The sequence below is a fragment of the Neoluteolibacter marinus genome (assembly GCF_014904755.1).
Lineage (GTDB): Bacteria > Verrucomicrobiota > Verrucomicrobiia > Verrucomicrobiales > Akkermansiaceae > Haloferula > Haloferula marina.
The window spans coordinates 22,030-46,046 of the sequence record NZ_JACZFQ010000035.1; the positions used below are offsets into that span (position 1 = coordinate 22,030).

Below are 24,017 nucleotides of genomic sequence, written 5' to 3' on the forward strand. Positions count from 1 at the left end.
CAATGGCCAGCCGCCTCAAGGGGGCACCAGGACGTGCTTCCAAAAGAGCCGCGTCTCGCCGGGATCGACGGCATAGCGGCGCTCGCCGTCGACGCCCGGGGCCGAGGAGTCGGAGATGAGCGACAAGCCGCTGCCGGGCGCGGTGGCAGGCTGCCAGCCGGAGAGGCTGCGGCTGGTCATCAGGTCGACATCGTAACCTTGCGAGAGGGCGAGGCCACTCAGAGGGATGCGCAATTGGCCCTGCGCCAGGAGCGGCAGGCTGCCGGCCAGTTGAGGGTCGCTGCCGAACAGGAATTCGAGGCCGTTGGCCAGGCCGTCGCGGTCGTCGTCGGCGTTGATCAGCGGTTCGACGCCGTGAAACACCGACCAGGCGAGGAAGCCGTCGCCGCCTTGTTTCAGGCGGATGTCGTCGTAGGCGATGCAGCCGCCCCGGTCGGTGACGGTGGAGCGGATCTCGACGGTGAGCGTCCCGGTGGCGGACGCGAGCACGGGGATTTCCCTCAGGGCGTAGCCGGCATTCCAGTTCTGCGCGTAGCTGCGGACGACGGATTCGACGAGGCGGCCGTTGACCCGCACTTCGCCGGTCATGTCCCCGGTTCCCCACGAGGCGTGGCGGGCACAGAGGAAGGACAGGGTGTGGACGGCACCGGGCTGGAGCCCGGTGATGGTCTGGGCGATCGCGCCCGGGCCATTGCCATTGGTGTCGAGGACATGGGTGCCTTCGGGGGGCGCGGCGGTGGTCCCGATCACATCGACGTTTTCCCGGGTGACCAGCCAGCCGGGCAGGGCGAAGTCGCAGATGTGGGGATTGCCGGCGACGCCGGTGATGTCCTGGCTGGTGGACGGGTCGGCGACGGGGCTTTCAAAGCCGCCGTTGGCCAGTTGCCGGCCGCCACGGGCGTCGTTCATCACGGTGAGCGAACTCCAGTCGTGTTGCGGGGGAGGAGCCAGGCTGCCGGTGGTGATCCTGATGGCATCGATCAAAAAGCCCTCCGGACCGGGGCCGAGCGATTCGATCCGCAGCACCGCGCTCGATGTGGCGGGGATGAACTCGAAGCCTTCGCGGTCGATGTAGTCGGAGAGGATGCCATTGTGGATTTCCGCGATGGTATTCCCGTCGATGAGCAGGCGGGCGTGGGAGAGGTTGTAGTCCTGGCCGGTGTTGTTGCGGTAAGCCAGGGCCAGGACATGCGGCGCGCCGGCTTGCAGTCCGGAGATCGTTTGCTGGATGTGGCCGGCCTTGAGCTCGAGGCAGCGGCTGCCGGCATAGGCCTTGGAGTTCTTGATCGAGACGCCGGCGTTTTCCCAACCGTTCAGATTGCTTTCGAAGCCGAGGTTGGTGCCGGTGGGGGCGGCATCGGTCACCCCGCCGAGGGCGGCCGCAACGAGAAGAGCTCCCCTCGCGGGAAGGATGGAAGCTGGGGGCGGCATCGGGGGGTGCGGTTTCCTAGCCCCGGGAGCGGCCGATCGCAAACCGAAAGCCCGCTGGCAAAGGGCCTCGACAGCGTGATGGGTTGACCGCGGCGGGGAGGCGGGGGAACGTAGCCGGCGTGGACCTTCCTCCCAAACGATCATCGTGGATCACCCGGAGCCTGACGCCCCGCGCGGACAAGCCGGAGCTGGAGAAGCATGAAAGCGATGACGAGGTGTTCCTCGATCTCGACCAGCCGGAGCCGGTCGCGGCGTCGGAACCCGAGCCGGAAGCACCGACCCGGGCGTCGGTCGACAAATATGCGGCCGAGCTGGCGGGCTTGCTCGGACCCGGGAAGGTCTCGGTGCGCGAGGTCGATCTCGACGTGCATGCCGCCGACAAGTGGTACGCCCGCGGCCTTCCCGACGTGGTGGTCTTCGCGGAGTCCGTGCAGGATGTCTCGAAGACCCTGCGCTTCGCCTCGATGTCCGGGATTCCCGTCACGACCCGCGGGGCCGGGGTCGGCTATGTCGGCGGCTGCGTGCCGGTCGAGGGCGGGATCGTGCTTTCCGTCGCCCGGATGACCAAGATCGTCGAGCTCAACCCCGCGGACGGGGTGGCGGTGGTGCAGCCCGGCGTAATCACCGGCGATTTGCAAAAGGCGGCGAGGGCGGTTGGCTGGGACTATCCGCCCGACCCGGCGTCGCTCAAGGAGTGCTCGATCGGCGGCAACATCGCCACCAATGCCGGCGGCCCCCGTTGCCTGAAATACGGCGTCACCCGCAACTACGTGCTGGGCCTGGAGGTGGTGCTGGCGGACGGGCAGGTGCTGCGTTGCGGCGGCCGGGTCCACAAGAACAAGACCGGCTTCGACCTGTGCGGCCTCTTCACCGGATCCGAAGGGATGCTCGGCGTGGTCACCGAGGTGACCCTGCGCCTGATCCCCAAGCCGGCGACGCGGGCGATGCTCGCGGCGGTGTTCGACCACTTTCCGGCAGCTGCCGGCGCGGTGCAGGAGATCCTCAACCGCGGCCACCTGCCGTCGGCGCTGGAGATCACCGACGGCTTCACGCTGGCGGCGGCGCGCAAGCGGCTGGGGCCCGAGATGTTGCCCGACGGCCAGGCGCACCTGATCGTCGAGATTGACGGCCGGCCCGCGGCGGTGGACAGCGAGATCGGGGAAATCGACACGCTGCTGCGCGAACTCGGGGCCACCCGGATCGACCGCGCCGCCGACGAGGAAGCCTGCGAGAAGATCTGGCAGCTGCGCCGCGAGTTCTCGTATTCGCTGCGCGACACCGGGATGACCAAGCTCAACGAGGACATCGTGGTGCCGCGCTCGAAGCTGGTGGCGCTGGTCGAGTTCGCGCGGCTGCTGCAGGAGGAAACCGGCATCCCGGTGGCCTGCTTCGGCCATGCCGGGGACGGCAACATCCACACCAACCTGATGGTCGCCGACTACACCGACCCCGCCACCCGCGAGAAGGCCGACCATGCGCTGGACCAGTTGTTCGCGTGGGTGATCGAGCACGACGGCGCGATCACCGGCGAGCACGGCGTCGGGCTGGCGAAGAAGCCGTGGATCCGCAAGGCGCTCGGGCAGGTGTCTTTCGAGACCCACCAAGTGATCAAGGACGCGCTGGATCCGCTGGGGATTCTCAACCCGGGCAAGTTCCTCGACGACTGAGGGACGCAAAAAGGCCCGGCGTGATGCCGGGCCCTTGCGATCGGTCAGTGAAGGGAGCCGGGCGGCTCACTTGTCGACGTCGATCTTCTTGACGTATTTCAGCAGGTCCTGGTGTTCCTTCGGCAGCGGCTTGCCGTTGCCGAGCGAAAGCTGGAACAACTCCGCCAGGGAAGCGGCCTCGTAGAGGTGCTGCTGGCCGGTGGAGTTCGGGCGTTCGTCCTTGGTGCCCCACAGCTTGACCGCGGTCTGGAGTTCCGGGTCCTTCTTGTAGAGCGCCATGGCGTTCAGCGCGGCCTGGCTGGTGATCACTTCCGAGGCGCCGGTGTCGGCGGTCATGGCGATGTTGTAGGCATTGATCGCCGGGAAGATCTTGTCCTGGGCGTCGAGCGCCAGGCCGAGGCAGTAGCCGACCTGGGCGCGCTGGCTGCCGGGCATGCGCTCCTTGAGCCGCTCTTCGCAGATGCTCTGGAGACGGCTCCAGTCCTTGGTCCGGACGGCGTCCCACATGGCGTAGAGCTCGATCTGGCGCAGCTGGTACTCGCGGGTCAGACCTTCCTTGCGGAACTTCTCGAGCGACTTGTTCAGGCCGTCGAGGTCGCCGAGCTTGCGGAGGCATTCCAGCTCCAGGTAGCCGGCGGCGGTGGACGGGTTGTCGGCCAGTTCCTCGATGCCGACGTAGTCGGCCTTGACCTTGGCGAGCTGCTCCTTGGCCTCGGAATACTTCCGTGCCTGGAAGAGCTCGACCGCGGCGGTCATCTCGGGCGGTTCGACGATGTAGATCGACTGGACCTCGCTGATCCGGATGTCCTTGGTATCGACCGCGCGCTCCGTTTCCTTGTAGCGGACGGCGGTGGTGGTGGCGGCGGTGAGCCAGACGCGCTCGATGTCGCCTTCCTCGTAGATCAGGAAGGCTTCGGCATCCTTGGCCGCGACACGCAGGGTGGAAGCGGCGAGCAGGGGCAGCAGGGCGATGGTGAGAAGGGGTTTCATGGCAATGGAATCCGTGAGGGTTGGTTGGCGGGTCACTTCTTGGCGGCTTCCTCCTTGAGCTTGTCCATGGTGGTGATGTCGGCGGAGGCTTCGTACTCCTCGACCAGGCTCTGGATCTGGTTCCACATCTTCCTCTCGTCGTCGGTCATCTTCTCGGTGAAGCGGCTGGTCTGGTCGATGTAGGTCCAGCCTTGCTCGTAGGCTCCCTGGCGGTCGCCCTTGGTCTTCTCGTCACCGGGGTTGTTGCGCTGCCACGACAGCTTCATCCACGACAGCATCGCCGGCGCGGAGATCTTGATCAGGCCCTTGTAGGCGCTCCAGACGCGGACGTAGTTGGCGAGCGCGTCGTTGGTCATGTCGCGCTTCTCGTAGGACTCCGCGAGGGCGAGGCCGACCTCCGGGGCGAATTTGCTGAAGTTCAGGCCGTTGTCCTTCGACAGATACTCCTTGGCGGTTTCGGCGGCGGCCTCGTATTCGCCCTGGGCCATCTGGGTCTTGACGATGCCGTACAGCGCGAGCTCGCGTTGGGGCTTCTCCTGCGAGTCGTTGAAGACGCGGCGGAGATCCTCGATCGCCTTGGCCTGCTCTTCCTTGCTGCCCTCGGCGAGCACCGAGGCGCGGCCGAAGAGCGACGGGAAGAGGTAGCTCTTGTCCTTCCGCTTGAGCGCTTCGTCGTAGTAAGGCAGCGCCTGGCGCGGGGCGGAGGTCTTCTCGCGCAGGAAGTCGCCGGTGCTGACCAAGATGTAGGGCGAGAGGTCCTTCGGGTCGAAGTCGTTCTTCAGCTCCTTGAACAGCACGTCGATGCTGGCCTGGGCCGCGATCTTGGCGTCCCTGTTGTCGCCGGCCTTCTTGAGCTCCTTTTCATAGACGCCGATGATGGCGATGCGGAGCAGGGCGAGCGCGGCCTTGTTGTTGTTCCGGATCTTGGGGAAGGCGTAGTAGTGCTCCTTCAGCTCGTCGGCGCTGTGCTTGGTGAGGTAGACGTCGGTGTAGGAGTTGATCGCTTCCTCGAGGCCCGGCGAACCCGGGATGGTGGCCATTTCGGCGATCACGTCGCGGAGGCGGTTGAGGGCCTCCTCGTCACGGCCGACGGAACCGAGGGCGTGGACCTGGGAGACGGCGACCTGGGTCTTGTAGGGCGAGGTCTCGCCGTATTCCTTCCAGAACTTGTCGGAATAAGGCACCGCGTCCTTCATGCGCGAAGGCTGGTCCTTCTTGGTCGGCTTCTCGCCGAGCATGGCGATCAGGTAGAACAGCGACTCGCCGGCGATCATGTCGTTGTCGCGGCGCTCCGCCAGTTCGAGGGCCTTCTTGTAATAGGTCTCCGCGGCGTCGCGGTCACCGCTGCTCTGGAGGACGTTGCCCTTGAGGTTGTAGGCCATGCCGATCATCTCGGCATTCGGGAACTCCGACTCGAGGCGGTCGAGGTTGGTGAGGGCAGCCTCGTTCTCGCTCTCCGCGTAGTGGCAGTTGGCGCGGTCATAGAGCGCGAACGGCAGGTAGATGTTCTTCGACGGGTCGGGGTACTTGGCGAGGAAGGCGTCGAGCAGCTTGGCGGACTTCTTCCAGAACTGGAGGCGCGAGAGGTTGGACGCTTGGAAGTAGAGCGCGGCCTGCTCGAACTGGCTTTCCGGATACATCTCGACGTGCTGGTCGAGCAACGGCTGGGCCTTGTCGTACTGGCCGGTGTAGTAGTAGCTGCCGCCGAGGACGTGGAGGCAGATGTCGTGCTCCTTGGTCTTCTCCGAGAGCTTCGGCAACATCTCCGAGGCCACCTTGATGCAGGTGAGGTACTCGCCCTCGTAGAACAACGAGGTGAGCATCATGCGCTGCACGGCCGGGACGTACTGCGAATCCGGGTAGGTCTTGAGGAAGCGGCTGCCGTAGGTCTCGGTGTCGAAGACCTCGCCGATGATCGAGCTGGTGCGGACCAGGTTGTAGAGGTTGTCCTCGCGCTTCTTGGCCTTGGGGTAGAGGAGTTCGAGCTGGGTGTAGGCTGCGTAGGCGCCGCGGACGTTGCCGTGCTTCTCGTGGATGAAGGCGGTGGCGCCGAGCTGGATGGTCTCGTTCGGGTTGCCCTCGCGGCGCTGCTTCTCGAGGTTCTCGAGCGAGGCCTGGAGCTTGGCCTTGATCAGCGTGCGGGTGAGTTCCTTCATGCCGTCGCGGCTGCCGAGGCGCTGGATGCGGGACTTGAGGTCCTCGATCATCACTTCGGTGCCAGGCACCAGCTGGTAGAGGGCGATGGCGCCGGCTTCCATGTCCGCGCCCATCGCGTCGGCGGCGAGCTTGAGGAAGAGGCGGGAGTAGATCTCCATCTCGAAGGGATCGATGACGATGTCGGCGCGATTCTTGTCGATGAAGGTGAGCAGGGCCTTCTCATCGCGCTTTTCGGTCACCGCACCGACCAGGGCCTGGAAGCCGGCGACGATGCCGGCGTCCGGGGTGCGGAAGCGGACCTTGTTCTTGATCGCGGTCTCGAGGTGCTCGACGCCTTCGGGGATCTTGTTGATCTTGAGGTGGCAGATCGCGAGGCTGATGTAGAAGGAGCCGGGATCGAAGGTGTCGCGGGTCTTGTCGCGCTCCTCGAGGAACTTCTTGAACATCTTGATCGCCTGCTCGTAGTTCTCGGCGCCTTGGGCGGCTTCGCCCCAGCGCAGCAGCGCGCGCTTGTTGAAGATGTTGCCGGCACCGTCGACCTTGTCGCCCTTGTTGGGGTACTTGCTGTAGCACTTCTCGAAGGACTCGGCGGCGTCGTCCCAGCGCTTCAGCTTCAGCTCGCAGATGCCCTTGCGATACCAGGTGACGCCGAACTGGGGCCCGAAGAGCTGCAGGGCGTTGCGGTCGTAGAGTTCGGTGGCGCGGCTCAGGAGTTTCAGCGCTTCTTCCCAGTTGTTGCCCTTCATCGCGGTGAGGGCGTTGGAATTGAGCGTCTGGGGATCTTCCTGGAGCTGGGCCCCGGCGGGCGGGGCGGAGATCAGGCCGGCGGCCAGGGCGAAGCCGAGCGCCGGGATGAGCGTGAAGCGGGCGGGTTTCATGACGAAAGACGGGACGAACGGATTTTGTGGTGGAATTGGAAAGAGAAGCGCCGGCTCGCTCCTTCCGCAAGGGAGGAACGGGCCGGCGCGGCAATCTCTTAGGGAACCGGGCCGGCGGGCGCGGTGAAACGGGGGGAAATCAGGGATCGACCAGGTCGGTGAAGGTGACGTTGGTGATCTCGACGCTGGCCAGCGCGTTGAGCACGTCGATCACCCGCTGCTGGACGGCGGCGCCATCGACGTAGAGCTGAACCAGCGGCTTGGAGTCGGCCATCTTCGCGGCGCTTGCGTACGACTTGAGGTCGGCGGTGAGAAGCGGGAGATCGCGGGAGTCCGGGTCGGAATCCATCGGGATCTGCGCCGCGCCGGCGCCGACCGAGACCGTGCCGTTGGCGTCGATCGAGATGAACTTGGGGTCGATGTCCGGCGGCGTTTCGCTGGGCGCGGCGGCCGGCAGCGTCATGCCGAGGTCGGTTTCCCGCTTCTGGATCGTCGTGGTGACGAGGAAGTAGATGAGAAGCAGGAAGGTGGCGTCAATGAGCGAGGAGATGTCGAGGGCCGGGGTGTCCTCGTCCTGCTGGGCGGCTTTGGTGTGGCGGGCCATTTCGGGTGAAGCGGGTTTATTTGTCGGTGGCGTAGACCGCGAAGACCACCTGGTCGACCCCGCCCTTGGCCGCGGCCTTGATCACCTTGCGGCTGAACTTGAAAACCGCGTCGCGGTCGCCGCGCAGGTGGAGCTTGGAGGTGTAGCCGAGCAGGTCGTTCTTCTCCTTCTGCTCCTTCACCAGGGTGGTGATCGCCTCGTCGTCCTCGAGCGGTTGCTTGGCCTCGTTGGTGAAGCTGCCTTCCTTGTCGCCGCCGTAGACGTTGACCACGATGCGGCCGTTGCCGTCCTTGGCGACGCGGGAGTTGAAAGCGACCGGAGGGTTCACGTTCGGGTCCTGCTTCACCACGATGATGGTGGCGTTCACCAGGAAGAACAGGAGCAGCAGGAAGACCATGTCGATCATCGGCGACATGTCGATCTTCAGGTCGTCCTCGCCGGAGGACGTGGAATCGCGGAGTTTTGAGGAAGCCATGGACGGGTGGGTGGGTTTGATTGCCGTGCCGGGCGGAACGCGCGCCGCGTCCGCCCGCCATCATGGACCTCAAACGGCGATGCCTTCCGGAATCTTGGCCAGATATGCCTCGGCGTTCACGGTTTGCAGCGAGGCGTTGATCATGTCCTCGGCGGCGTGGTGGCAATCGGCGACCAGGTTGTTGAGCTTGTTCTTGAAGAAGTAGTAGGCGACCAGGCAGGGGATCGCGGTGATCAGGCCCCACAGGGTGGTGAGGAGGGCGACGGAGATGTCGCCGGCGAGCAGGGCGGGGTCGGCCGAGCCGGTAACCGAAAGGGTTCCGAAGGCGTTGACCATCCCGAGCACGGTGCCGAGAAGGCCGAGCATCGGGGCGACCTGGGCGCACAGCGAAATGTAGTTCACCGGCGTCATCAGCTTGCGCATCTCGTTGTTGGTGAAGTCGGCCATCGCGTCCTCGATCTGGTCACGGCCGAGGTCTTCCGGGCGGGTCGCGTCAATGTTCGGCAGCGAGTAGGCCATCATGCGGCCGAGGAAGGAGGGATGGGAGGCGGCCAGCTCGATCGCGGAGCGGACGCGGCAGTTCACCATGTGGTCCATGAGGGCGGCCTTGAGGTCCTCGGGGCAGAACTTCGGCTTGGTGAGGTTGATGAAGTTGAAAACGCTCAGCGCGATGAAGGCGATGACCGCGGCGCCGATGAAGCCCATGGTGCCGCCACCGTCGAGGATCCACTTTTCGAGAGCCGTCTTGTCCTGGGGGGCAGCCGCCTCGCCTTGGGCCATCAGCATGGGGGCGGACACCAGGAGGGTAGTGGTGAATGCGACCACGAAGCGGCCGCTGCGGTTGGTGAGTTTTTGGATCATGGACGTTGATTCGGGATTTCCAAGTAGGTGGGGAGGGATTCTGTGGAAGCTCCTTCACCCGGCAAGGAAAGATTTTGAAAAACACGGTTGCAGGAGCTCGTGTAATTACTGCGGCCTGCGAAGCAGTGTCTGTTGTAACTACAACGCTTCGCGTGGCGTCCGTCTTGGGGGGAAGAGTTCCCGGCAAAGAAGGCATTCGCGGCCGTCGCAACCCCGCGCGGTGCAGTGTTCGCGGCCGTAAAAAATGATCCGCAGGTGGAGCGCGTTCCAGCGGTCGCGGGGGAACAGTTTCTTCAAATCCCGCTCGGTCTGCACCACATTGCGGCCCTCGGTCAGCTTCCAGCGCTTGGCGATGCGGTGGATGTGGGTATCGACCGGGAAGGCGGGGACCCCGAAGGCCTGGGCCATCACCACCGAGGCGGTCTTGTGGCCGACGCCGGGGAGCTTTTCCAGCGCCTCGAAATCCGCCGGGACCTCGCCGCCGTGATGCTCGACGAGGATCTGCGAGAGGTCGCGGATGGCCTGCGACTTGCGCGGCGACAGGCCGCAGGGCCGGATGATGTCGCGGATCGCCTCGACCGCGACCTTCGCCATTTCCCCGGGTGTCGAGGCCAGCTCGAACAGGGCGGGGGTGACGGTGTTGACCCGTGCGTCGGTGCATTGCGCCGACAGCAGCACGGCGACCAGCAGGGTATAGGGATCCCGGTGGTCGAGCGGGACCGGGGTGTCCGGATAGAGTTCCTCAAGCCGCCGGTCGACGTGGGCGGCCCGTTCGGCACGGGTCATGCGGCCGGGAATCAGCGCGAGGCGGTGGCAGCCGTGCGGCCGGAGGTCATCCGGTTGATCGCGGCATACATCTGCGCGCAGTGCGCGTGCTTGGTCCGCTTGGAAAGGATCTCGGCGCTGCGGGCATAGGAGCCCCACTGGACGACGGTCAGTTCGACATTGCGGCGGCCCCAGACCCCCATGTGGGCCTTGCTCGGGGTGTAGATGTCCACGGTGTTGGTGCCGGTGAGGGCGGAGCCGTAGTCATCGACCACGAAGAGCTGCTTCATGCCCTTGATGCGGAAAACGGTGCCGACCGGATAGACCGCCCAGTCGGCGGCGGCGCTGCGGACACGCTCGGTGTAACGGAGCGGGGTGCCGGTCGCGTTGTTGGACCCGTACTCGATGTGATCGTCTTCCGAGCAGGTGTAGGCGGTGGTGCGGACGAGGCGGGTGCGCTCGGACGCGGAGTAGAACGGCATGCCGTGTTTGTCCTTCGGTTTGCCTGCGGCGAGGCTGGTCAGGGAGGGTGAAGGAGCGGCGGTGGTGTAACCCGCGGCGTCGGAAGAATGGCCGCGCAGGGTGGGATTGGAGAGAACCGTCAGGCCGGAGTCGGACGCGCAGCTGGAGAACAAGAGGGCGATGAGGCCGGCGGCGGAAAGGAGACGAAAGGTCATGCGATTTGCTTGGCGAGCTTGATTATTAGGGAATCGCGTCTTTTTTGAGACTCCGGGTTCTACGGATCTCAAACGGGTCCGGCAACCCAAAAATCCTCTTGTTAGGAGACTTTGTTGGAAGTTGTAACTCATTCATCCTGTATGAAACAGGCTAATCGCTGTGATGAAAGGCGGAACCGGGGACGGAGGTCCGTCGATCTAACAAAAGGGGTGCAATGCTGCCCGACCGCGCTTGGCGGCGGCGCGCGGACCAGGCCGAAGTGATCCTTTCGAGCGGGGCCAGGGTGACGCCGCCGCGCGGGAGGGAATCAATTTTCCGCCAGGTAGACCGCCACCTCGGAGGGGACGAAGCTGGCATCGGTCGCTTCTTCCGCGGCGATCCGCATCTGGGCGCGGATGATGGCGGGATCGACCGGCGGGCGGTAGCCGTGGAGGCTGGCGCGCAGGGCCTCGGCCGGGTCGGGCGTGCCGGTTTTGGTCAGCCGGTAGGCCTTGACCGCGAGGGCTTCGGCGGCGCCGGGCGTGAGCCAGGGCGGGATCAGCGGCAACAGCGAGGCCTTCGCCGGGTCGTCGATCACAAGCCCCCTTCGCTTGCACAGCGCGCCTAACAGGATCATGCCTTCCTCGGCGGTGGCGCTGGGGAAAATGGGCACCTTGACGTCGACCCGGCCGGGGCGCTTGAGGTCGACCTCGATCAGGTCCGGCCGGCTGGATGCGAGCACCCAGAGGATCTTGCCGCGGTTGCGGGTGTCGGACATTTCCGCCGCGATCATCGAATAGACCCGGCTCGAGACACCGGAGTCACCGCTGCCCGAGGCGCGCCGGCCGAGCGCCTGGTCGGCTTCGTCGATGAAGACGATGCAGCGGCCGAGCGCGTGCAGCAGGGCGAAGATTTTTTCCAGGTTCGCCTCGGTCGAGCCGACCCAGCGGTCACGGAAATTTCGCAGGGTGACCACCGGCACGCCGGCCTCCCCGGCCAGGCACTCGGCGAGGTAGGTCTTGCCGGTGCCGACCGGGCCGCAGAACAGATAGCCCATGGGCAGGGCGCCGGTCTCGTCCTGTTGCCAAAGCTGGAGGTCCTGGCGCAGGCGGGTTTTCACGCCGTCGAGGCCGATCACGTCGTCGAGGGTGCGGTCGGGCTCGACGAAATCGATCAGCTCGCCGGCGTCGCGCTCGACCAGCGCCTTGCGCAGGTCGCCGAGGTCGGCGTCGTCGAGGCGGTCCCCGGCATGGTTGCGGTGGCGAAGGAACGCTTCCAGGGCGGCGATCGAGGTGCCGGCCAGGCGGGACGCGAGGCGGGTGAAGTCGGTGATGCCTTCCAGGGCGACCGGGCAATCCGGGGCGAGCACCTGCATGGCCCCGGCCAGCTCGGCGGGATCGGGAAGGGGGACCTCGATCTCGGCGGCGCGCGGGTTCTCGGCGACCAGCGGATGGAGGTGGTTGAGCCGGTTGGCCACCAGGAAGACCGCCTGACCCTGGGCGGCGAGGGTGGTGTCGCTGGCCCACGAGCGGATGATCGAGGCGATCGCGCTCAGCTCGTGGTTGAGGCTCTGGGGCAGGACCGGGACGTAGAGCTGGGCATCGCGCAGGACCACCGCGACGCTCACCGGCTTGGCGCCGACGGCGCGCAGGTTGCGGGCGAACTGGAGGTAGCGGGCGAGCACCCGCACCGCGGGCAGCGGCAGCGCGGGCAGGTCGCCGATTTCCTTGAGCGCGGGCCAATCGGCGAAGACCTCGCGGCCGCGTTCGACCCGCAGGCCGAAGCCGGGGTCGTAGCTGAGCACGACCTGGAAGCGCGGCAGCAGCACGTCCAGCAGGTAGTCGTTGATCCGCCCGAGCTTCGGCCCGTCGGCGAGCCGCAGCAGCATCCGGTCGGCGACATTGCCGTGGAGGATGAATTGCCCGGCCGCGCCGCTTTCGTAGCGGGCGACGATCTCGGAGGCCCAGGAGGGAAGGGGAAGCGCTTCAGCCATCAACCGGATGACAAGCGGTGGAAGCCGGCTTGTCGATGCGGGGTTGTCGCGGCATCAACACAAAAAAGGCAGGCCCCCGTGAGGAGGCCTGCCTGTGGAAAGGCAATTCAGCTCACTTCACCTTCACGGTGATCTTGTCCTTGGTCTCGATCTTGAGGCCTTCGACGTCCTTGAAGGCGGCGGCGACCTGGGCCGGGCTCTCGTCCTTCATGGCGTTGAGCTTCTTCATGTTGGCGGGGTCGCCGATGAGCTTGCCGAATTCGATTTCGGCGAGGGTGATGGTGTTGCCGTCGACGTGGGTGGCGGTGGTTTCCCCGATGCCGCCGGCGATCTCCATCTTCAGCGACATCTTCATGTCCTTGAAGAAGCCCTGCATCATCGCCATGGCCTGCGGATCCGGTTCCTCGGCGTCCGGGGCGTCGCCGCCGTCCGCCGGCTTGTCGGCGGCTTCGGCCTTATTGTCGGGGTTCTCCATGGTCAGGACCCCGTCCTCGTATTTGAAGGTCATCGGCTTCTCATCGGACTTGCCGCCGTCCGCTTCGGGTGTGTCGCCGGGAGGGCCCATGTCGTTGCCGGCGTCGGACATGGACTTGCCGAAGTTGTATTTGACCTGGTTGATGTCGGCGAACTTGTAGACGACGCGGCCGCCCTTGCGGCCGTCCTTGTCGATCTTCTCGACCTTCTCGACGCTGACACCCTCGCCCATGGCCTTGGCGTTGTCGGCGGCCTTGCCGGGATCGGACATCTTCGAGAGCGGGTCTTCATCGCCGCCGGCGGCTCCCATCTGGGCCATCATCGCGCTGGCTTCGGCGCTGAACAGGGTCTCTTCGGTGATGGTGCCGCTGCCATCCTTGTTCAACTTGATGGTCGCGGTGTGCTCGAGGCAGGAGGAGGTGAATAGCGCGAGCAGCGCCGCGCAGGCGAGTTTGAGGGTGGATTTCATGGGAACCGGGAGCCTGCACCATCGGCGGGAATTGACAAGATATCCCGCGGGACGAATGCGACAGGAGGCAGGGCTACTCGGACGCCGGTTCGCCGTTTTCAAAGCGCTGCCGCGAGACCTCCTCGCCGTTCCCGTCGAATTTCACGAGTTCGCCGTGGAGGACCCCTTGCCGGTAAGTGGCGGTGAAAGCGGGCTTGCCGTCCCGGTGAAAGCCCTCGGCGCTGCCATCGAAGCGATTCCCCTTCAACAAGAAGCGGCGGGCCAGCTTGCCGTCGGGGTAATGGAATTCCCATTTCCATTCACCCCCGCCTTTCGCTGTCAGAACCTGCTCGCCGGAGCGGTAATCGCCGGGAGGAGGCTCGGTGATGAACAACGGTTCCTTCTCGTCCTCGAGGAAGGAGTAGGCACGTCCGACCTCCTTGCCGTCCCGGTGGAAAACCGTCAGGTTCTCCATCCCGAGCGTGGCATAGCTGCTGCCTTTCGCCGGCGGCTGTAGCACCGAAAAATCGTTGCCATGGGTGACCACTCGCTCGACGGCCGGAATCTCCGCGTCGGGATCCACCTCGAAGGCGAAGTAGTCATAGTAGTAGCGGGTCAGCCCCGCCTCATCGTCCTCCGGCGGGCTGCCGCCGCTGTGTTTCCGCACGCGCGCCACTTCCGCGCCGCTGCGGATGAAGTCAGGAGCCCCGTGCTTGGCCACGATGTCGGCGATCGGCGGGTCGGTGTCGCAGGGCGGAATGGCGATCTGGGTCGTGATGAAGAATCCCCCAGCCATCCGTTTGGTGCTACGGATGCTGAAGAAGGCGGAATCGATGCGGTTTCCCGCGTCCCGGCGCGTGAAAAACTCGTCGTCCAACAGGATGAGGCCGCCGCGGGAATTCAGGGCCGCGACCTGGTCTTCGAGCGGGGCGGGCTTGAGCGCGAGGGCTTCCTCGATGTCGTCGTGGTCCCAGGTCTTGTTCCGGTCGGCCAGCATGGCGAGTCCCCGAAGGTCGGCAGACCCGCCCTTCTTCACCTGACGGAACCACACCACGTACTCGGCGCCCTTGGTGAAATAGTCCCCGGTCAAGGTCTGGAGCACCCTCAGCCGGTCCTTTTCCCCGGGCTTGTCGAGGTCCCGGTAAACCTTGTCGCCGTCGAGCCAGCCGCGGAAAGCCTGGCCGGCCTCGCCGGAGACCGGAAGGATGTACCAGTTCGACCAGTTCTCCGGGGCGTTGAAATACCAGATGAAATCGAGTTTTTCAGGGTCGCCATCGAACTTGAAGCGGAAGCCGTCGAAGACCTCATCCTCGATCTTGACCGGGGTCTCGCCGAGTTTGACCGAAAGCTTGGCGGGAGTCTCCCCGGGCGTGAATGATATGACATCGAAGGCATCCAGCTCGTCGGCAAAGGCCCGTTGCAGGTCTTCCAACCCGAAGTCTTGTCCGTTGCAGGGAACCAGCAGCGCGCCGGCGAGCAGAAGTGATTTCATCATCCGATCCTGGAGCTGGCCGTGCCTCCCGGGCAAGACATGACTGAATCCCGGGCCACATCTCGGAAACGCATTGCTTGGATCGCCGGACCGGGCCCATTGTTTTCGCACGCCGATGGAAAAGGCCGTAGAAATCCAAGATCTGGTGAAGGACTTCCGCACCCCGGGGCGGAAATTGCCGCTGCGCGCGGTCGACCGCGTGTCGCTGACGATCGCGCCCGGCGAGGTCTACGGGCTGATAGGTCCGAACGGCTCCGGGAAGTCGACGACGATGAAGGCGCTGCTCGGGTTGGTGCAGCCGGACGCGGGTACCTGCAAGATTTTCGGCAACGACTCGATGCAGGTCGACTCGCGCCAGGATGTGGGCTTCCTGCCGGAGAATCCGTATTTCTACAAGCATCTCACCGGCGCGGAGACCCTGCGCTACTACGGCAAGCTCTGCGGACTGCGGGGCAAGGCGCTGGAGGGCAAGGTGAAGGAACTGCTCGAGCTGGTCGATCTCGGCGGCGCGTCCGACCGCCGGGTCGGCGGCTACTCGAAGGGCATGCTTCAGCGCATCGGGCTGGCCCAGGCGCTGGTCCAGGAGCCGCGGCTGGTGATCCTCGACGAACCCACCGCCGGCGTGGATCCGGTCGGTTCGCGCGAGATCCGCGACCTGATCTTCGACCTGAAAGAGCGCGGCATCACGGTGTTCCTGTGCTCTCACCTGCTGGAGCAGGTGCAGGAAGTCTGCGACCGCGTCGGGATCATCTACCGCGGCAAGATGGTGAAAGAGGGGCCGCTCGACGACCTGCTGTCGATCGGCGACCAGACCGAGCTGATCCTGCGCGACGCGTCGCCGGAGTTGTTGGAGAAGCTCGAAGCCATGATCCGGTCCGAGGCGGGGACCGAACTGCTGCGCTGCGGCCGGCCGAAGACGACGCTGGAGAAGCTGTTCCTGCAGGAAACCGTCGGCCGCAAGCACCCCTGAGATTTTCCCGCCCATGAGCCGCGTCACCAGGAACCGTCCCCTCAATCCCCGCCGCATCGGGGTGATCACGCTGCACACGTTCACGCAGCTGGTGCGGATGAAAGTGTTCTATTTCCTCGGGTTCTTCGCCTTGATCGTGATGGTGAGCAACCTGCTCAAGATCCAGGACCTCGGCCGGCCTGACCTGAGCGGGGCCGAGGTGCTGCGCTCGATCCGCAGCTGGTCATTGGGGACGATGACCTTATTCTCGGTGGTTCTGGGGGTGGTGGCGACCGCGTTGCTGCTGCCGAAGGACATCGAGGACCGCACGCTCTACACCGTGCTGGCGAAGCCGGTGCCGCGGATCGACTACCTGATCGGCAAGCTCGGCGGGGTGCTGATGCTGTTGTTCGTCTCGCTGCTGGTCATGGACCTGCTGATGAGCGGGGTGCTGGCGCTGCGCACGCACTTCGTGGTGGCCGAGCAGGTGGCAGGCTTGCAGGCGCGCGGGTGGGCGGCGGACCAGATCGAGGCGGTGCGCCTGGAAACGGCAAAGCAAGGACCGACCTGGAGCCTCCAGGGCGCGGTGCTGCTGGTGTTCCTGCGGGCGGCGGTGGTGGCATCCTCCGCACTGCTGTTGTCGGTGCTGTCGACCAGCACCCTTTTCACCACCATCACCGGGGTGCTGGTCTACTTCATCGGCAACTTCCAGGGCGTGGCCCGCAAGATCATGTCGGAAGAGGGGATGGGCTTCGCGGAGCGGGGTGCCGCGCTGGCGATCAGCACGATTTTCCCGGATTTCGGGATCTACAACATGGTGGACATGGTGATCCAGGGTGAGGCCCTGGCGGCGGTGGTTGTCGGCAAGGCGATCGGTCTCACCTGCTTCTACCTGCTCCTGCACGTGTTCGTGTCGTGGCTGGTGTTCGCCAAAAAGGAATTCTGACGATGAAGAAGTGGCGACGTCCCCTGCTCGGCCTGGCGATCTTGTTCGTCGCGGGGGCCGCGCGTCTGCCCTTCGAGATGGCCTTCACCGCCGACCTGCAGCAGCGCGGCCTGTTGTCGGCGCCGCTGGAGCTCGGACTGAAGGAGAAGATCGGCCAGAACAGCACGGCGGTGGCCCTGGCCGGGTTGCAGACGCTGGTGGCCACCTTCACCAACCTGCAGATGACCGACGCCTTCACCTACCAGCAGTGGGACAAGGTCGAGGGCCACGCGGAGACCACTTCCACGCTGGCGCCGCGGACGACCTACTACTGGGACATGGGCGCCTGGCACCAGGCCTACAACGCCTCGTCCTACTACCGGACCGACAGCGGCCTGCCGCCGCTCCTCGCCCGGCTTGAATCGCAGCGCTGGATCGCCAAAGGCCGCGAGTTCTACGAGCGCGGCATCCGCAACAACCCGGACGACTGGCAGCTCTACTCCATGCTGGGCGCCTTGCTGTCCGACCCGAACCGGGCTCCCGATCCGGCGGCTGCGGAAGAGGCCTACGCCAAGGCGATCGCCACCGGCAAGGCGCCGGTATCGCTGGAGCGCTTCCGGCTCTACGCGGCCGCCCGTGCCGGCAAGGACCCCGCCCGGACGCTGGCGGAGATCGAGGACCTGCTCGCGAAGTCCGGCAACCGCTCGCCGTCGCTGCTGAGCCTGCGCTACAGCCTCGAATACCAGCTCGACGAGCCGGACGACCCGCTGGCGCTGGCGCTGTCGATCTTCGGCTCCGAGGAAAAGGCGCTGCGCAACCTGGGAACCTTCTACACCGACGTCCTCAAGCAGTGGCCGACCAGCGGTGTCGAGGCCGCGGTCCGGCTGCTCGAGAAGCGGAAGGGAATTTCCCCGGAAGACGAGCGCAGTTTCATCCGTCAACGTGAAGTGGCCCTCGAAATGCACGGCCTCGCCCGTTGAACCTTGTTTGACTGGACAGCCGGCCGAACCCTCGCCTAAGCCTCTCCAACCCGCCGTTGCACATGCGAATCGCTCTCTTTGGTGACATCCACGCCAACCTCGAAGCCCTCGAGGCGGTGCTGGCTGATGCCGCGGAACAAAGCTGCACCGACTACGTCTGCATGGGCGATGTCGTCGGCTACAACGCCGATCCCGCCGCCTGTTTGGAAAAAGTGCGCGCGATGGACATTCCGGTGGTGAAGGGGAACCACGACGAGGACGCTTCGGGCAGCCATTCGCTCGAGTCGATGAACCCCGTCGCCGCCGCCGCGCTGGAGTGGACCCGGGAGCAGCTCAGCGACGAGCAGCGCACTTGGCTGCGGCGCTTGCGGATGGTCCGCCAGGTCGAGGATTTCACCATCGTCCACAGCACCCTCGACCAGCCGGCGCACTGGAACTACGTGACCAACCGTTTCGACGCGATGTCGAACTTCTCGTACCAGTTCACCCAGGTCTGCTTCCACGGCCACACCCACGTCCCGCGGGTCTACGTGAAGACCGACAAGGTCCAGGAGGTTCCCGCCGAATCGATCGTCATCGAGGAAGGTTCCAAGTATTTCATCAACGTCGGATCCGTCGGTCAGCCGCGCGACGGCGATTGGCGCGCCTGCTATGCGATCTACGACCTCGACCACAAGATGGTCGTCATCCGGCGGGTGGAGTATCCAATCGAGGTGACCCAGCAAAAGATCCTCGATGCCGGCTTGCCGTCGATGCTGGCGGAGCGCCTGGCCGACGGCCGATGATCGACGTCGCCGCCGGCCTGATCGTTGACACGTCGGGACGCGTGCTCGCCTGCCGCAGGCCGGCCGGGAAGCATCTCGGCGGCAAATGGGAGTTTCCCGGCGGCAAGGTGGAGGCGGGCGAAGGTCCGGCGGCCGCCTTGGTCCGCGAACTGGAAGAGGAGCTGGGGATCCGCGTCGAGACCGGCGAAGCCCTCACCCCGGTGATCTGGGACTATGGCCGCGGGCCGATCCGCTTGCACCCCTTCGTGTGCCGCATCGTTTCCGGCAATCCCCATCCGCACGAGCATTCCGAGATCCGCTGGTGCGGGCGGGACGAATTGGCGGGGCTCGACTGGGCCGAGGCCGACGTCCCGATCCTGCGGGAGTGGTTGGGATCCTGACCCGCAGACATGGGTCCGCGGTTCCGATTGCCCCGGGCGAGCGGGCGGCCGGGCTCGAGAAATCGCCGCGAAGGGAGCGCCGGATTCATCCGGCTTGGAGGGTCGGTTGTTGGGGGGCACCTTGGAGTCGCCCAACTGTCGCCGGCGGGGTCCGGGATCATCAGCTTCCCGCCAGCGAGTCGTGAACGAATGGGTCCGCCGCGATCCGACCATCCAAGCCGACTGAAGTCGGCGCTCCGTCATGCCCGCCGCTTGCCAAGACCCGCGGCAATCTATCAGCATGACAAGGTGCCCTTGAAACGAAATGCCGGCCTTGTCCTGGGAATCTGGTTCACCGCCGTGCTACCGGTCTCCGCGGGGATGACGGTCATCACCCTCACCGACATCGCGCGGGCGCGGCTCGACGCGCTGTCGTTCTTCGTGGCCGGCTTCTTCTTCATCTCCTGGGTGGTGAAGTGCTTGTGGAACCATCTCGCCAAGACCTTCACCAAGCTTCCCAGGCTCGACTACCGCCGCGCGCTGGGTCTGGTCCTGCTGAGCGGCCTGATGTTCTACGTGGTGCTGACGATGATTTCCGGCGCACGCGAGCTGCTCACCCCGGGCGCATGGGAGAAGCAGGGCGTCGGCTACCGGACCCGGGAGGGCGGGGTGGCGGAGTTGTCGAAGGACGTGCGCCGGACCGCGCTCCGCGAACTGCAGGAAGGGATCTGGGGCTATGCGAAAGCCCATGACGGCAAGGCACCCGCCGGGCCGCTGGTCGCGGGGATCGAGCCGCGGCTGTGGCGCTTTCCCGGCGGCGGGCTTTACTGCCTGATGCCGGACGTCACGCCTGGCGTCGGCCGTGACGTGCTGGTCTACGAGCCCTCGTCTGCCGGTGGCAGGCGCTTCGTGCTGTTGGCGGACGGCAGCATCGAGGATCGCTCGGAAGGCACGCTCAAGAGGGATTTGGATGAGCAACGGAAGCCATGAGCGGGGACGATCCAGCGGTAAAGCAGGCGAAGATCCGCGTCGGATGGATGCTGAGGGTTTTCGTTTGGACTTCAGTGATTTGTTTCTTCGGTACCATCACCGGCCTGATCACATTGCTGGTCATCCCGCTCCACCTCCTTTTCGGCTGGATGTTGCACGCCTCCCGGATGTTGCCGGGGTTCTTCGGGCAGTGGCAGCAGTCCCTGATCCCTGCGGCCTGTCTCGCCCTGGCGCTCTGGCTGGTCCACCGGTTCATCCGCTGGTGGCTTGCGGCGCGCGGATCTTCGCTTGAATGGAAACCCGGCCACAGCATGGTGGTCACGGCCTTGTTGCTGTCCGGTTCCGCGGCGGCCATCGCGATGAGCGGGGTGGTGCACCAAGCCGTCTGGCTCGCGGACGGATCGTGGTTCCAGCAGGGACCCTCCGGCTACCGCCGGACCGTCGCCCTCAGCAATGCGAAGCAGATCCTGCTCGGCCTGCATGATTTCCAGGAAAAGCACGGGCGCTATCCGGACTCGCTCGGTCAACTGGAGTGGGATCCCGTGGCCAAGGAGCAACTGATCCGGCTGGATGCCGGCGGCCACGGCTTGAAGGAGGAGTTCCTGTTGCTCCGGCCGGGGGCTTTGGCAGACCAGGTGGGGGATGGCCCGGTCATCCTCTCGCCGTTCATCGCGGACGCGGGCAAGTTCGCCGTCGGCTACGGGGACGGCAGCGCCAAGCTGCTGCCGCAGGAAGAACTCGGGCAGGTTTGGGCTACTTTGGAAAGGAGGCCGGGGGATGAGTAAGAAAAACCCGGCCGTGAGAATCCTGGAGCAGTTTCTGGTGGTTATCGCCAGTGTGGTCCTGCTGCTGTTTTTGAGCCCCTTCGTGTTCATGAGTGGAGCGCACCTGGTAATATTCCACCTGCTCTTTGGGAGCGTGATTTTCGTCTGCGAGAACCTCCGGGCGGTCTCGACCGACGCCGGAACCTGGGGGCCCGGACTGGTGGCATTCATCGCCGGGCTGGGAATCCTCCATCGGTTCGCAAGGGCTTGGGCGGGCCGGCGCGGGAAGGTCTGGACGATGGGTAGCACCTTTTGCCTCGGGATGGTATTGCCGGTGGTGTTCGGAATCTCGTTCATCGTTCCGGGGGTGCTGCTGCAGGTGAACGGATTGGCATCTATTCCGTGGCTTTACCGCGATCCGTCCCGTCCGTTTCCGGAATCTTTCGCGCAATGGTTGTCGATCGAGTTGTCTGAGGCCGCAACGAATGATCAGGAGGGGCGATTCCCCGACTCGCTGGAAGATCTGCCACCGGAAACATTGGAACGTCTTCGGCTGCTGAGCCTTTGGAACCGTGACCTGTCGACGGTTCCGGAACCGCTGATTTATCTGGGGAGCGGACTGACCCTCGATTCTGCGGCTGACCTGCCATTGTTTATTTCGGCGGTCTATCGGTTTCGTGGCCGGTCCGTCCGGACGGTCTGCGCGGTTGGAGGGGAAAGATTCGAGATCGACGATGGGGACATCGATGAGTGGATCGACAAGGCCATCGCCGCCCGGTCCGCGGCGGCGGGGCCTTGAAAGGAAAACCGGCCCTCGCCCGGTGCCGGGGAATCGACGGGCGGCCCGCGATCTGCTAGAACGACCGCATGCCCGCGGATCCCCGGTTCATGCAACGCGCCATCGAGCTTGCCCGCGAGGGGATGACGTCCGGTGCCGGCGGGCCCTTCGGAGCGGTGGTGGTGAAGGGCGGCGAGATCATCGGCGAGGGCTACAACCGGGTGGTGGCAAGCAATGACCCGACCGCCCACGGCGAGGTGACGGCGATCCGCGACGCCTGCTCGAGGCTGGGGCATTTCAGCCTCGAGGGCTGTGAGATCCACACCACCGGCGAACCCTGCCCGATGTGCCTGGGGGCGATCCACTGGGCGCGGATCGGGCGGATTTACTATGGTTTCAGTATCGCCGACGCGGCGACGATCGGCTTCGACGACCGCGAGTTCTACCGCCAGTTCGCCATGCCGGTGGAGGAGCGGGAGATCCCGTGTTCGCCGTTGGCACAGGAGCAGGCCAAGGTGCTGCTCGGCGAGTATCTCGCGCTGCCGGAACGGACGGCGTATTGAGCGTAGGCGCGTTGGTGACAACGCGGAACGGTTCCTTGAGGCGGAGCTATCTCCCAACGCGCTCTCACGAGGTCGCCTACGGCAAGGCGACCGCTAGAACAGCCCGAAGAACCACTTCTTCCGGGCGCTGCGCTTGTACTTGCCGTCGCCGACCGACAACACCTTGACCTCGACCTCGGCGAGGCCCTGGTCCTTCATGCCGATCTTGCCGGCGGCGCGGGGCGAGAGGTCGATGATGCGGTTGCCGATGAAGGGCCCGCGGTCGTTGACGCGGCATTTCACCGACTTGCCGTTCTCGAGGTTGGTGACCTTGACCATGCACGGCAGCGGCAGGGTCTTGTGGGCGGCGATCAGGTGCCAGGGCATCACTTTTTCACCCAGCGAGGTCTGGCCGCGCTTGAGGCCGAAGAAGCTCGATTCGTCGTACCAGGAAGCGGTACCGCTTTCGACGTGATGGATGGCCTGGTCGACGCCCATCGGGTGGTAGTTCCCGCCGCGGACGTTGTAAGGGCGGGTCTGGTAGCCTTGGTAATCGCCTCCCGGATAGGCGCAGGAGGCTAACAGAAAGACGGGCCAGCAACGAACGAGCGACTTCCGGATGACGAAACAGGCCCGCGTGACCGCGGGCCCATCATTCGTCATTCCGCATTCCGGATTCGTCATTCCCCTCTCATTTGTCGCGTTCGCGGATCATCGGGAGGGTGCGGGCGACCTGCTCCTTCATCTCCTTGCCGGGCTTGAACTTGACCACGGCGCGGGCGGGGATCGGCACGTCCTTGTCCGGATCCTTGGGGTTGCGGCCGATCTTGGCCTTGGTCTCCTTCACCTGGAACGCGCCGAAGTTGCGCATCACCACCGTGTCACCGTTCGAGAGCGAATCGGTGATCGAGTCGAGGGTCTTCTGGATGACGTCGAAGACCTGCTGCTGGGTCAGACCGGTTTCGTTCGAGATTTTGATGACGAGCTCGCGTTTGGTGATGGTTGCCATGGCTTTACGGGTGAAAGGAATAGTGCGTCGGGCGCGGGGATTGGAAGCCACAGGATGTGGGTTTTGTCCCGCGAAAAATGGAATTTCATGCGGAATCCGTGCCAGAGGTGTTTGAAATCCCTGTGACGGCGGCGGTGGTTTTGAAGTGCAGTTTGGCCGTCTTGGCGAGCCCGGCCATGCCGTGGCGGGCGAGCACCGCGCGGGCGGCCTCGACGACCGCGGCGGAGGCTCCCAGGGGCAGGGTGACCCCGCCGGCGGCGGAGGTTTTGTCGATCCAGTCGATGAAACGCTCGCGGGCGAGGATGGAGGCGGCGGCGACCGCGACGTCGGACTCGCCCTTGGTCCGCTGGTCGAGCTGGATCTCCACGCCCTGCTGCTTGAGGGCCCGGGCGAGCACCTCGGGGCGGGCGAACTGGTCGCTGAGGGCGCGCGGGCAGTCGGGGCGCTGGGTGGCGAGGTTGCCGATGACCTTGGCGTGGCCCCAGGCGAGCAGGCGGTTGAGGTTGCCGAAGGAGGAAAACATCTCGTTGTAGCGCTCCGGGCCGATGGCGACGACGGAGGTGGCGATGCCGGGGATCTCGCGGATTTTCGCGGCCAGGTCGCGGATCCGCTTGGCGCTGGAGATGCGCTTGGAATCCATGACCCCGGCGGCTTTCAGGGCCCGGGCGACGGGGGCGTCGGTGTAAGCCCCGGCGATGACCAGCGGGCCGAAGTAGTCGCCTTTGCCGCTTTCATCGATGCCGAAATGGGGCGCGAACATCTCCGGATCGAGCTCCTCCTCGTAGCCGAGCTTGGCCTCGCCGAGGATCTCGGGTTCCAGCAGGAAAGTGATGAAATCCTCCGTCTCCTTGCCCTGGACCAGCACCTTGGGGCCCTTTTCGTAGACCGCGACGCTGAGCTTGCCCTTGCGGGCAGCGTAGAGGGTGTAGGGCTTGTCCACGAACTCGTAGCCGCGTTCTTCCAGCACCTCGCGCAGGCGGGCGGCTTGGGCGGGGGTGAGAGCTGCGGTGTGGGAGGTGAGAGCCACGGGTGCATGCCAAACCG

General features: G+C 65.2%; 24 protein-coding genes. 10 read left to right on the forward strand and 14 right to left on the reverse strand.

Annotated elements, in window-relative coordinates:
* Nucleotides 1-15 precede the first annotated feature (15 nt).
* On the reverse strand, nt 16-1,431 hold the full coding sequence (locus tag IG178_RS08785) for a carbohydrate binding domain-containing protein (RefSeq protein ID WP_193212168.1): 1,416 nt from the start codon (nt 1,429-1,431) through the stop codon (nt 16-18).
* 119 nt (nt 1,432-1,550) lie between these two features.
* Here IG178_RS08785 and IG178_RS08790 point away from each other — a divergent pair, with 119 nt between their 5' ends.
* The gene (locus IG178_RS08790; RefSeq protein ID WP_343225951.1) at nt 1,551-3,098 is read left to right on the forward strand and encodes an FAD-binding oxidoreductase; all 1,548 of its coding nucleotides are present in this window, start codon (nt 1,551-1,553) and stop codon (nt 3,096-3,098) included.
* 66 nt (nt 3,099-3,164) lie between these two features.
* Here IG178_RS08790 and IG178_RS08795 read toward each other — a convergent pair whose 3' ends face one another.
* The 10 genes from IG178_RS08795 to IG178_RS08840 form a co-directional block, all read right to left on the reverse strand.
* Nucleotides 3,165-4,088, reverse strand: a complete 924-nt coding sequence (locus IG178_RS08795; protein ID WP_193212169.1) for a Mul1B family putative transporter subunit — start codon at nt 4,086-4,088, stop codon at nt 3,165-3,167.
* 32 nt (nt 4,089-4,120) lie between these two features.
* Nucleotides 4,121-7,123 (reverse strand): tetratricopeptide repeat protein, encoded by a 3,003-nt coding sequence (locus IG178_RS08800; RefSeq protein WP_193212170.1) that lies wholly within the window; start codon nt 7,121-7,123, stop codon nt 4,121-4,123.
* A gap of 139 nt (nt 7,124-7,262) precedes the next feature.
* A complete protein-coding gene (locus tag IG178_RS08805) occupies nt 7,263-7,727 on the reverse strand; it encodes an ExbD/TolR family protein (protein WP_193212171.1) in 465 nt (154 codons plus the stop codon).
* A 16-nt stretch (nt 7,728-7,743) separates the two neighbouring features.
* Nucleotides 7,744-8,202, reverse strand: coding sequence for a biopolymer transporter ExbD (locus IG178_RS08810; RefSeq protein WP_193212172.1), 459 nt, complete (start codon nt 8,200-8,202; stop codon nt 7,744-7,746).
* Nucleotides 8,203-8,271: 69 nt separating this feature from the next.
* The gene (locus tag IG178_RS08815; protein ID WP_193212173.1) at nt 8,272-9,063 is read right to left on the reverse strand and encodes a MotA/TolQ/ExbB proton channel family protein; all 792 of its coding nucleotides are present in this window, start codon (nt 9,061-9,063) and stop codon (nt 8,272-8,274) included.
* Between the two features lie 138 nt (nt 9,064-9,201).
* Nucleotides 9,202-9,849, reverse strand: coding sequence for an endonuclease III (gene nth / locus IG178_RS08820; RefSeq protein ID WP_193212174.1), 648 nt, complete (start codon nt 9,847-9,849; stop codon nt 9,202-9,204).
* An 11-nt stretch (nt 9,850-9,860) separates the two neighbouring features.
* Nucleotides 9,861-10,505: a 3D domain-containing protein gene (locus IG178_RS08825; protein WP_226895195.1), complete on the reverse strand. Its 645-nt coding sequence runs from the start codon at nt 10,503-10,505 to the stop codon at nt 9,861-9,863.
* A 308-nt stretch (nt 10,506-10,813) separates the two neighbouring features.
* Nucleotides 10,814-12,478, reverse strand: coding sequence for an AAA family ATPase (locus IG178_RS08830; protein ID WP_193212175.1), 1,665 nt, complete (start codon nt 12,476-12,478; stop codon nt 10,814-10,816).
* Between the two features lie 112 nt (nt 12,479-12,590).
* On the reverse strand, nt 12,591-13,421 hold the full coding sequence (locus IG178_RS08835; RefSeq protein WP_193212176.1) for a hypothetical protein: 831 nt from the start codon (nt 13,419-13,421) through the stop codon (nt 12,591-12,593).
* A gap of 73 nt (nt 13,422-13,494) precedes the next feature.
* Nucleotides 13,495-14,892, reverse strand: coding sequence for a toxin-antitoxin system YwqK family antitoxin (locus IG178_RS08840; protein WP_193212177.1), 1,398 nt, complete (start codon nt 14,890-14,892; stop codon nt 13,495-13,497).
* A gap of 115 nt (nt 14,893-15,007) precedes the next feature.
* Between IG178_RS08840 and IG178_RS08845 the strand changes: the two genes are divergently transcribed.
* The 9 genes from IG178_RS08845 (at nt 15,008) to IG178_RS08885 (ending at nt 21,985) form a co-directional block, all read left to right on the forward strand.
* Complete coding sequence (locus tag IG178_RS08845; RefSeq protein ID WP_193212178.1) at nt 15,008-15,862, forward strand: ABC transporter ATP-binding protein; 855 nt, start codon at nt 15,008-15,010, stop codon at nt 15,860-15,862.
* Nucleotides 15,863-15,875: 13 nt separating this feature from the next.
* Nucleotides 15,876-16,787 carry an ABC transporter permease gene (locus tag IG178_RS08850; protein ID WP_193212179.1) on the forward strand — a complete coding sequence of 304 codons (912 nt, stop codon included), beginning with the start codon at nt 15,876-15,878 and terminating at the stop codon, nt 16,785-16,787.
* Nucleotides 16,788-16,789: 2 nt separating this feature from the next.
* Nucleotides 16,790-17,746, forward strand: coding sequence for a hypothetical protein (locus IG178_RS08855; protein WP_193212180.1), 957 nt, complete (start codon nt 16,790-16,792; stop codon nt 17,744-17,746).
* 62 nt (nt 17,747-17,808) lie between these two features.
* Entirely contained in the window at nt 17,809-18,531 is a 723-nt protein-coding gene (locus IG178_RS08860) for a metallophosphoesterase family protein (RefSeq protein WP_193212181.1), read from the forward strand.
* The gene (locus IG178_RS08865; protein WP_193212182.1) at nt 18,528-18,911 is read left to right on the forward strand and encodes a (deoxy)nucleoside triphosphate pyrophosphohydrolase; all 384 of its coding nucleotides are present in this window, start codon (nt 18,528-18,530) and stop codon (nt 18,909-18,911) included. The genes IG178_RS08860 and IG178_RS08865 overlap by 4 nt, the downstream gene beginning before the upstream one ends.
* Before the next feature lie 288 nt (nt 18,912-19,199).
* Entirely contained in the window at nt 19,200-19,880 is a 681-nt protein-coding gene (locus IG178_RS08870) for a hypothetical protein (RefSeq protein ID WP_193212183.1), read from the forward strand.
* A gap of 74 nt (nt 19,881-19,954) precedes the next feature.
* A complete protein-coding gene (locus tag IG178_RS08875; protein WP_226895197.1) occupies nt 19,955-20,665 on the forward strand; it encodes a hypothetical protein in 711 nt (236 codons plus the stop codon).
* The gene (locus IG178_RS08880; protein WP_193212185.1) at nt 20,658-21,443 is read left to right on the forward strand and encodes a hypothetical protein; all 786 of its coding nucleotides are present in this window, start codon (nt 20,658-20,660) and stop codon (nt 21,441-21,443) included. The genes IG178_RS08875 and IG178_RS08880 overlap by 8 nt, the downstream gene beginning before the upstream one ends.
* Before the next feature lie 89 nt (nt 21,444-21,532).
* Nucleotides 21,533-21,985: a nucleoside deaminase gene (locus tag IG178_RS08885; protein ID WP_193212186.1), complete on the forward strand. Its 453-nt coding sequence runs from the start codon at nt 21,533-21,535 to the stop codon at nt 21,983-21,985.
* Between the two features lie 93 nt (nt 21,986-22,078).
* On the opposite strand, the gene IG178_RS08890 is transcribed toward IG178_RS08885, so the two are convergent.
* From IG178_RS08890 to rnhC, 3 genes are all read right to left on the reverse strand, one after another.
* Nucleotides 22,079-22,627, reverse strand: a complete 549-nt coding sequence (locus tag IG178_RS08890; RefSeq protein ID WP_305067824.1) for a septal ring lytic transglycosylase RlpA family protein — start codon at nt 22,625-22,627, stop codon at nt 22,079-22,081.
* A gap of 28 nt (nt 22,628-22,655) precedes the next feature.
* The gene (locus IG178_RS08895; RefSeq protein WP_193212187.1) at nt 22,656-22,973 is read right to left on the reverse strand and encodes an HU family DNA-binding protein; all 318 of its coding nucleotides are present in this window, start codon (nt 22,971-22,973) and stop codon (nt 22,656-22,658) included.
* Between the two features lie 85 nt (nt 22,974-23,058).
* Nucleotides 23,059-24,000, reverse strand: a complete 942-nt coding sequence (rnhC, locus tag IG178_RS08900; RefSeq protein WP_193212188.1) for a ribonuclease HIII — start codon at nt 23,998-24,000, stop codon at nt 23,059-23,061.
* Nucleotides 24,001-24,017 lie beyond the last annotated feature (17 nt).

What these genes read in the sequence shown, in the direction of transcription:
- IG178_RS08865 (WP_193212182.1), top strand. Translation starts at nt 18,528, where the DNA reads ATGATCGACGTCGCCGCCGGCCTGATCGTTGACACGTCGGGACGCGTG.
- IG178_RS08800 (WP_193212170.1), bottom strand. Translation starts at nt 7,123, where the DNA reads ATGAAACCCGCCCGCTTCACGCTCATCCCGGCGCTCGGCTTCGCCCTG.
- IG178_RS08895 (WP_193212187.1), bottom strand. Translation starts at nt 22,973, where the DNA reads ATGGCAACCATCACCAAACGCGAGCTCGTCATCAAAATCTCGAACGAA.
- IG178_RS08855 (WP_193212180.1), top strand. Translation starts at nt 16,790, where the DNA reads ATGAAGAAGTGGCGACGTCCCCTGCTCGGCCTGGCGATCTTGTTCGTC.
- IG178_RS08785 (WP_193212168.1), bottom strand. Translation starts at nt 1,431, where the DNA reads ATGCCGCCCCCAGCTTCCATCCTTCCCGCGAGGGGAGCTCTTCTCGTT.
- nth (WP_193212174.1), bottom strand. Translation starts at nt 9,849, where the DNA reads ATGACCCGTGCCGAACGGGCCGCCCACGTCGACCGGCGGCTTGAGGAA.
- IG178_RS08835 (WP_193212176.1), bottom strand. Translation starts at nt 13,421, where the DNA reads ATGAAATCCACCCTCAAACTCGCCTGCGCGGCGCTGCTCGCGCTATTC.
- IG178_RS08880 (WP_193212185.1), top strand. Translation starts at nt 20,658, where the DNA reads ATGAGTAAGAAAAACCCGGCCGTGAGAATCCTGGAGCAGTTTCTGGTG.
- IG178_RS08795 (WP_193212169.1), bottom strand. Translation starts at nt 4,088, where the DNA reads ATGAAACCCCTTCTCACCATCGCCCTGCTGCCCCTGCTCGCCGCTTCC.
- IG178_RS08805 (WP_193212171.1), bottom strand. Translation starts at nt 7,727, where the DNA reads ATGGCCCGCCACACCAAAGCCGCCCAGCAGGACGAGGACACCCCGGCC.
- IG178_RS08850 (WP_193212179.1), top strand. Translation starts at nt 15,876, where the DNA reads ATGAGCCGCGTCACCAGGAACCGTCCCCTCAATCCCCGCCGCATCGGG.
- IG178_RS08860 (WP_193212181.1), top strand. Translation starts at nt 17,809, where the DNA reads ATGCGAATCGCTCTCTTTGGTGACATCCACGCCAACCTCGAAGCCCTC.
- IG178_RS08815 (WP_193212173.1), bottom strand. Translation starts at nt 9,063, where the DNA reads ATGATCCAAAAACTCACCAACCGCAGCGGCCGCTTCGTGGTCGCATTC.
- IG178_RS08810 (WP_193212172.1), bottom strand. Translation starts at nt 8,202, where the DNA reads ATGGCTTCCTCAAAACTCCGCGATTCCACGTCCTCCGGCGAGGACGAC.
- IG178_RS08885 (WP_193212186.1), top strand. Translation starts at nt 21,533, where the DNA reads ATGCAACGCGCCATCGAGCTTGCCCGCGAGGGGATGACGTCCGGTGCC.
- IG178_RS08830 (WP_193212175.1), bottom strand. Translation starts at nt 12,478, where the DNA reads ATGGCTGAAGCGCTTCCCCTTCCCTCCTGGGCCTCCGAGATCGTCGCC.
- IG178_RS08840 (WP_193212177.1), bottom strand. Translation starts at nt 14,892, where the DNA reads ATGAAATCACTTCTGCTCGCCGGCGCGCTGCTGGTTCCCTGCAACGGA.
- IG178_RS08825 (WP_226895195.1), bottom strand. Translation starts at nt 10,505, where the DNA reads ATGACCTTTCGTCTCCTTTCCGCCGCCGGCCTCATCGCCCTCTTGTTC.
- IG178_RS08890 (WP_305067824.1), bottom strand. Translation starts at nt 22,627, where the DNA reads ATGACGAATGATGGGCCCGCGGTCACGCGGGCCTGTTTCGTCATCCGG.
- IG178_RS08845 (WP_193212178.1), top strand. Translation starts at nt 15,008, where the DNA reads ATGGAAAAGGCCGTAGAAATCCAAGATCTGGTGAAGGACTTCCGCACC.